Genomic DNA, 6,021 nt, shown 5'->3' on the forward strand with positions numbered 1-6,021 from the left:
GGATTAATACATAATGTTCTATTTTACAGACACAAACTCTGGATAGGCGCCGACACCACAATCGTGCATGTCCATACCTTCAAGTTCTTCATCTTCAGTTACTCGGATACCGATTGTTGCTTTAAGCACTGCCCATACCGCTAGGCTAGCACCGAATACCCATGCAAAGATTACTGCTGCACCCAATAGTTGAGCACCAAACGTTGCATCAGCATTGCTTAGTGGCACAGCCATTAGACCGAAGAAACCACACACACCGTGTACCGATATAGCACCTACTGGATCATCAATCTTAGCTTTGTCTAGAGCGATGATGCTGAATACAGCCAATGCACCAGATACCGAACCAATCGCTACAGCAAATAAAGGTGATGGTGATAAAGGATCTGCAGTGATTGCTACTAGGCCAGCTAACGCGCCGTTAAGAATCATTGTTAGGTCAGCTTTACCCCAAGTCGTTTTACATACTAGTAGTGCTGCGATAGCACCTGCTGCTGCTGCTGCGTTGGTGTTAAGGAAGATTTGGCCAACCGCTGTCGCGTTCTCAAAGTCAGAAACCATAAGTTGAGAACCACCGTTGAAACCGAACCAACCAAACCAAAGGATAAATGTACCTAGCGTTGCCAGTGGCATGTTTGAACCTGGAATCGGGTAGATCTCACCGTTCTTACCATATTTACCTTTACGAGCACCCAGCAGAAGAACACCCGCTAAGGCTGCTGAAGCACCAGCCATATGTACGATACCTGAACCAGCAAAGTCACTGAAGCCGGCTTCTGATAGGAAACCACCGCCCCAAGTCCAGTAACCTTCCATTGGGTAGATGAATGCTGTTAGCACGACAGAGAAGATAAGGAATGACCAAAGTTTCATTCGCTCAGCAACCGCGCCAGATACCACAGACATTGCTGTTGCAACGAAAACGACTTGGAAGAAGAAGTCTGATTCTAATGAGTGGTCTGCACCTTCACCTTGAGTACCAATCAGAGTACCAAATGACGGTAACCAGCCACCTTCGCCGTTATCGACATACATAATGTTGTAACCAACGACTAAGAAAGTCGTACAAGCAATCGCGTACAAACAAATGTTCTTAGTTAAAATTTCTGTGGTGTTCTTTGAACGAACTAGACCAGCTTCAAGCATTGCGAAGCCTGCAGCCATCCACATGACCAACGCACCTGAGATGAGGAAGAAAAAAGTGTCTAGTGCGTAACGTAGTTCCGTTACTGTTGTTGTAAGTTCCATATTAAAGTCTCCAGTCCTTGTAATTCTTTAAAGTGCTTCAGCATCCATTTCACCAGTACGAATTCGTACGGCTTGGCTTAGGTCATACACAAAAATTTTGCCATCGCCGATTTTTCCGGTGTGCGCCGCTTGGCTAATCGCTTCAACAACTCGGTCAACATTTTCAGCTTGGGTTGCAATCTCTAGCTTTACCTTGGGTAGGAAGTCCACCTGGTACTCTGCACCACGATACAATTCAGTGTGCCCCTTCTGACGACCAAAGCCTTTCACTTCAGAAACCGTCATACCTTCAATACCCACATCAGAGAGCGCTTCGCGTACATCGTCTAATTTGAATGGCTTTACAATGGCATTTATTAATTTCATATTCTTTCCTTAAATTCTTCACTTAATCCGTTAATACTCTTATTACAATCCAAGTAGCGTGCCATAAATTTAAGTTGTTGATTTTAAATAAAATAGAAACAATACCGTTTTAGAAACGAAAAAGGCCGCACCAATGTGGTGCGGCCTTTTCACTATCTTAATGCGTTGCACTGTCGTTGCTCTAGTTTTGGGCAACGAAACTTTCACGATGCAAAATCATTAGCAACTAGTAACCTAAAAAATCAATCCAACGTTCGATGAGCAACTCGAAATCGTCAATTCCGCAGCTTGCTTCGCTTTCACAATTATAGAAATCGAACTCACTACCCTCTTCCATCTCTTGTTCGTGCCCTAGCACATTTTCTTGAATCGTTACGTCGTCTTCATTGATCGCTAGGCTGATCTCTTTGCCTAGTAGCGTCACTTCATTGCTCAGATCTTGTCGAGATTGCTCAATCAACGCCATCACATGATTCAGTTTCTGCTTATCTTTCCCGATCTCTTCTTGAAGCCAGCGGCCAACAATTTCATGACCCATGCTGCACTTTACATAGTACTCGCCCATTAAAGTGTTTCGTGTAAATTCAAATTCCATAAAGGCTCCGTGCACTAATGACAGATAGGGTAAAAAATGAGGCGAGAGTATATAGCGAAGTCATCAAGAGATCGAGTCGCTCGTAAACTAACATTCAGACATAAAAAAACGCCTACCGAAGTAGACGCTCTATCATTTGGGTTCCTCTAAATAGTTGGAGTTGCAGCTAGGCGACAAGTACGTTCATCCCTATGAGCATAGAAGCTCTATGTGACTAGGGCGGCCGGCGCTCCGGTGAACGTACGCAGTCAACAACACTGCAGCTACAAATATAACGAGGAACTAAGCTGGTTCTTGGAAGATAACTGTGTCTGCTTTATCCGTGTACTGACCCATTTTATGGAAGTTCAAGTAACGGTAAGTATCGGCAGCGGTTGCATTGATCTTCTCAGCGTACGCTAAGTACTCTTCTTTAGTTGGGATACGACCAAGAATCGCACCAACAGCAGAAAGTTCAGCAGAAGCTAGATAAACGTTCGCACCATTACCTAAACGGTTCGGGAAGTTACGAGTAGACGTAGACATAACCGTCGAAGCATCAGCAACACGAGCTTGGTTACCCATACATAATGAACAACCCGGAGTTTCAATACGAACCCCAGCACGACCGAAGATGCCGTAGTAGCCTTCTTCTGTCAGTTGGTCTTTATCCATCTTAGTTGGCGGAGCAACCCATAGGCGAGTATTTAAAGAGCCATTAAACTCTTCTAGCATCTTACCTGCAGCACGGAAGTGACCGATGTTGGTCATACAAGAACCGATGAACACTTCTTGAATCTCAGTGCCTTGAACGTCAGAAAGAAGACGAGCATCATCTGGATCGTTTGGCGCACATAGGATTGGTTGATCGATGTCAGCAAGATCAATCTCGATAACGTGCGCGTATTCCGCATCTGAATCAGCAGATAGCAACTCAGGGTTCGCTAACCACTCTTCCATTGCCGTGATACGACGCTCAATCGTACGAACATCACCGTAACCTTCAGCGATCATCCACTTAAGCATAACGATATTCGAGTTCAGGTACTCATCGATAGACTCTTGAGATAGCTTAACCGTACAACCAGCCGCAGAACGCTCAGCTGATGCATCTGAAAGTTCAAATGCTTGCTCAACAGATAGGTGCTCAACACCTTCAATTTCTAGTACACGACCAGAGAACTCATTGATCTTTCCTGCTTTCTCTACCGTTAGTAGACCTTGCTTGATGCCGTAAAGCGGAATTGCATGTACTAGGTCACGTAGTGTGATACCCGGTTGCATTTCGCCTTTAAAGCGAACCAAGATAGATTCAGGCATATCAAGAGGCATAACGCCTGTTGCCGCAGCAAATGCTACCAAACCAGAACCAGCAGGGAATGAAATACCTAGAGGGAAACGAGTATGCGAGTCACCACCTGTACCTACAGTATCAGGAAGAAGCATACGGTTTAACCATGAGTGGATAACACCATCACCCGGACGAAGTGAAACACCCGCGCGGTTCATGATGAAATCAGGCAGTGTATGGTGAGTGTTTACATCAACTGGTTTCGGGTATGCAGATGTGTGACAGAAAGACTGCATCACAAGATCCGCAGAGAAGCCAAGACAAGCCAGATCTTTCAGCTCATCACGCGTCATAGGACCCGTAGTATCTTGAGAGCCCACTGTCGTCATTTTAGGTTCGCAGTACTGACCCGCACGCACACCTTCAACGCCACACGCTTTACCTACCATCTTCTGAGCTAATGTGTAGCCTTTATCAGAAGCAGAAGGATCGATTGGTTTAGCAAACAGATCGGTTTCAGCTAGGCCTAGAGCATCACGAGCACGACCCGTTAGGCCACGACCAATGATCAGTGGAATACGGCCACCAGCACGCACTTCATCAAGAAGTACTTTGCTTAGCTCAAAGTTTGAAATCACAGAACCGTTCTTGTGAACAACACCTTCGTACGGGTAGATATCAATGACATCGCCCATGTTCATGTCTTGTACGTTCAGTTCAATGGGTAGTGCGCCTGAATCTTCCATTGTGTTGTAGAAGATTGGTGCAATTTTACCACCCAGACAAACACCGCCAGTACGCTTGTTTGGTACGAATGGGATATCTTCACCCATGAACCAAAGTACTGAGTTTGTTGCCGATTTACGTGAAGAACCTGTACCAACAACATCACCAACGTAAGCCAGTGGAATGCCGTCTTTTTGCATTTCTTCAATTTGATTGATTGGACCAACGCTACCCTGTTCATCAGGAGTAATGCCATCACGTTCCATCTTCAGCATCGCTTTCGCGTGCACTGGGATATCAGGACGTGACCATGCATCAGGCGCTGGTGATAAGTCATCAGTGTTAGTTTCACCGGTAACTTTAAATACTTTAACGGTGATCTTTTCCGCTACTTTGTTTTTCGCTGTAAACCATTCAGCATCAGCCCAAGATTGAAGTACTTGTTGTGCTGAAGCATTACCTGCTTTCGCTTTATCTTCTACATCGTAAAACGCATCGAACATCAGTAGAGTATGAGACAGGGCTGTAACTGCGATTGGAGCAAGCTCAGCATCGTCTAACAGAGACACTAGAGACTCGATGTTGTAACCACCTTGCATAGTACCAAGCAGTTGTGCAGCTTTTGCTTTGCTTACTAGTGGAGAAGCTACTTCACCTTTAGTGATAGCCGTAAGGAAGCCAGCTTTTACGTAAGCAGCTTCATCTACACCCGGTGGAATGCGATTTTCTAGTAGGTCAAGAATGATTTCTTCTTCACCTTGAGGTGGATTCTTTAGAAGTTCAACTAGGCCAGCGACTTGCTCAGCATCTAGTGGTCTTGGGACAACTCCCTCGGCAGCACGTTCTTCGACGTGTTTACGGTAGGCTTCAAGCACGACTTTTTTCCTCTCATTGCGGTTCACTTCTTACCTTCATAATTATTAGTAAAATTAAGAAGCGAACATCCTTGGAAACTTGGCTCTCCATTGCCATTTTTGTCATTCAATTTGTATTGATGAGCGGCATCATAGAGGCCAAACTGTGGGCGGTAGAATAGCAAATTTAACGTTAAATTAAAATCTTATCATTTTGACCAACATAGCAAGTTAAGACGAAAGTCCCACTATTTTTGCCTATTTACGCAGTTAAACGGTGACTCTACGCATGATTATTTGTAGGAAGTACCGACAATCAGATACACCGAATCAAAGTTATCTTCGGTTCGACCATAAGCTAATATGATCGGCCCGATGGGTGAGTCGACACCCGCAAAAACAGAGCCTGCAGTATACATTGGAGCTTCATCCAGTTTTAAGTCATTGTTCGACCAAACACCACCATGTTCAATAGAGGCGCCCACGTAGAACGGTGATTCAAAGAGGCCGAAGTCATTTTCAAACCACTTATAACGGTAGATCAAACTGGTGTAAGCTAAGTTCTGACCGATCAAACTATTTCTTGGAATACCGGATAGATTGAGGAACCCTCCTAGCTCTTTCGGATCAATCGGAAAGACTGAGTTTTTACTTTCTACGATGCCGTAATCAACCTTTGCGACTAAAGTATGCTTTTCAATGCTTTGTGCTGCCATAAAATTGGCCGAAAGTTCAAAGACTGTATCACTCTCAGAAGAGAAATCTGAACCACCATTAGAGCTTTCATTCTCAAAATCGTCATGAGAGATAAGGTACTCTAAATCGACAAAATAACCTTCGGTAGGAAGACTGAAGTTATCTAGTGTATCCAATCTATAACTGGCAAAGGCACCAATACGTTTATAGCCACCACTTCCTAGTGAAGGTAATGATGCCACCTCAATACTGCCATCTGTATAACG

4 protein-coding genes and 1 pseudogene are annotated in these 6,021 nt (G+C 44.5%); all 5 read right to left on the reverse strand.

The features are described 5' to 3' along the window. Nucleotides 1-18: 18 nt before the first annotated feature. Nucleotides 19-1,248, reverse strand: coding sequence for an ammonium transporter (locus tag AB4496_RS18850; protein ID WP_102257745.1), 1,230 nt, complete (start codon nt 1,246-1,248; stop codon nt 19-21). Nucleotides 1,249-1,275: 27 nt separating this feature from the next. Next, a complete protein-coding gene (gene glnK, locus AB4496_RS18855; RefSeq protein WP_004738200.1) occupies nt 1,276-1,614 on the reverse strand; it encodes a P-II family nitrogen regulator in 339 nt (112 codons plus the stop codon). Between the two features lie 226 nt (nt 1,615-1,840). After that, nucleotides 1,841-2,209 (reverse strand): YacL family protein, encoded by a 369-nt coding sequence (locus AB4496_RS18860; RefSeq protein ID WP_009847575.1) that lies wholly within the window; start codon nt 2,207-2,209, stop codon nt 1,841-1,843. Between the two features lie 282 nt (nt 2,210-2,491). Continuing rightward, on the reverse strand, nt 2,492-5,080 hold the full coding sequence (acnB, locus tag AB4496_RS18865) for a bifunctional aconitate hydratase 2/2-methylisocitrate dehydratase (RefSeq protein ID WP_009847576.1): 2,589 nt from the start codon (nt 5,078-5,080) through the stop codon (nt 2,492-2,494). A 272-nt stretch (nt 5,081-5,352) separates the two neighbouring features. Next, nucleotides 5,353-6,021, reverse strand: a pseudogene (locus AB4496_RS18870) (serine protease); the annotation flags it as partial.

The sequence above is a fragment of the Vibrio sp. 10N.222.46.A1 genome (genome assembly GCF_041473595.1).
GTDB lineage: Bacteria > Pseudomonadota > Gammaproteobacteria > Enterobacterales > Vibrionaceae > Vibrio > Vibrio tasmaniensis_A.